Raw genomic sequence first — 2,092 nt, forward strand, 5'->3', positions numbered from 1 at the left:
CGCCGGGAGCGGGGTCGTCGAACACGCCATTGTCACAGCCGGTGCCGTCGGTGAACGTCTTGACGACATGCTTCTCCGGCGTGCCGTACAGGACCTTCTTCGCTCCCGCAAACGAGCAATGCCCGTATTCGGCCGCGCAAGGCGTCCAGGATGCGCCGTCGATACTCTCTGCGGTGACCGCGTTGGCGGGCGGTGCGAACGCCTGCGCCGGCGAAGCGGCGTTTGCGTCGTTCTCCCCGCGACAGCCTGTCGCCGTCACGATCGTAACCAGGGCGCAGATCAGTAAGATCCCCGTATGTCTCCCCGCATGTCTACCGGTATCTCGCGCCCATGTGCGGCTTGCGTGTAGCGCTTTCGCTACGGTATTTTTTCCCGCTATCGCGTTTTTCATCACACTCCAGAACCGAATGTCGTGCAAGGCAGCACCGGCAAAATGCCGTTCACAGGGCCGTTTGTGTCGCTCGAAGGGACGACGCCCACGCTAGTGCTACGCGAATGAAACGTTTTCCATCGGCGCGTCAGTAATCCGCACGACAAAAGCAAAAACTTCTCCCTTTCAGATGCCGCAGTGCAGCACCGGAACGAATTCGTCTTGCGCCAAGGCTGCGGGTCAGGCCGCCAAGGCCGTGCGGCGCGCGGCGAGTAGCGCTGAGAATAGGGGAGGCTCAGCGAACTTGCCAGCCCTCGGGATAGACCTTGTCGGATGCTAACTGCATCGACCGGACCCGCCGCGAAAGGCTGGCGGCAGAGCGCGACAATCTGGCCGATCCGGCGCGATGCGCGGCGCCTCCCAAGCGCGAGTAATCACGTAACTTTTCTGTATCAAAACGCAACAGGCGCCAAGGGTGTTGCTCGCAGCGTACGGATCGTGGCAAGGCGCAGCTGACAGGATGGGTTCCGGCCGCCGCAAACACTAGACCAGTGGTACGAAAATGGTTGCGCACAATCGGCCGATGACGCCAGCGAATCGACCTTTTGCGCCGTGTTCGGCAAATCCGTGTGCGGGCTTGCCGCATTTCGGGTCACGCAAAGGCGTTCTATTAGCTTGAGTGGCGGGCCTTCGTGAAGGGTACGCTAATTAATAAAATGCTTTCTTTCTGATTTGCCGTCGTTCGACAGACGAAACTATTTCGTTTCCTTATTGAAACGTCGATTCGATGAATTACAAAAAAATATAATCGTATGTGCGCTACCCAACATTCGCAAAATATGTTGCTTATAGATCAAATGCGTTAAACCCGACGTTTTACTACTTGAGTTTTAAAGCGATGTGTTTTTTTCGTGTTGGCTATTGAACATAAAACCGTAATATTCTTATAGGGATTCAATTCAAGCTCCCGTCACCGTGTTTCAGTAACGAAACATTTTCGTCTTTCTGCTCCCGCGATGTACTTCCCTGCGTTTGCAAACAAAAAGCGGGGACCCTTGCCACGCATGGCTTTCAAAAGCCGTGTGAAGCTTGATTTGTATGACGTTCAGAGCGTTTGGCATGCATGTCCGATATGACCTATCCGATCGTCTTGGCATTCGTCTTGCAATGAAACGGCGGTCGGATTGGCAATGTCGGGCTAATCATTTTTACCGAAAAACGTAGCCGCGGAATCTAGAATTTAATGAATGATCGGCACCGCACGCAGTTAAATGTATTTGATTGGCGGCGCTGGAGTTTTTACGCCAACATCTCGCTATATTCCGTCACGGCAAGATAAACAAATCCGAGGGTGTCTATGATGCACCGCAATAGCAACCCAATATTCGGCCAAGCCGGATTCACCAAGTTTGCAGGGGAGCGCCATGCCATACGCCAGTCTTGAACCCGCGGTAATGGGATGGTTGCAGCCCGCAGCACGAAGCACGCAGGTGGAAGTTCGCCGGATCGCGATTTTGTTGTTCGACGGCTTTTCCCTGCTCGGCGCCGGCATCGTCGCGGAAGTTTTTCACGTCGCGAACGAACTGGCGGTATCGAAGGCGCGTAGTGACTGGACCTACGACGTGCGCTTCCTGTCGGTCGAGGGCGGCAACGTCGCGTGCTCGTCGCTGGTTCGTGTCTGGACCGACGGACTCGACGCGCGGCACTACGGCGGCTTCGACG

2 pseudogenes are annotated in these 2,092 nt (G+C 55.5%); one reads left to right on the forward strand and one right to left on the reverse strand.

From position 1 onward, the window contains the following. Positions 1 to 259, reverse strand: a pseudogene (locus tag WCA53_RS03445) (hypothetical protein); the annotation flags it as partial. A 1,535-nt stretch (positions 260 to 1,794) separates the two neighbouring features. Here WCA53_RS03445 and WCA53_RS03450 point away from each other — a divergent pair. Beyond that, positions 1,795 to 2,092: pseudogene (locus WCA53_RS03450) on the forward strand (AraC family transcriptional regulator); the annotation flags it as partial.

The organism is Caballeronia sp., from assembly GCF_049581465.1.
GTDB lineage: Bacteria > Pseudomonadota > Gammaproteobacteria > Burkholderiales > Burkholderiaceae > Caballeronia.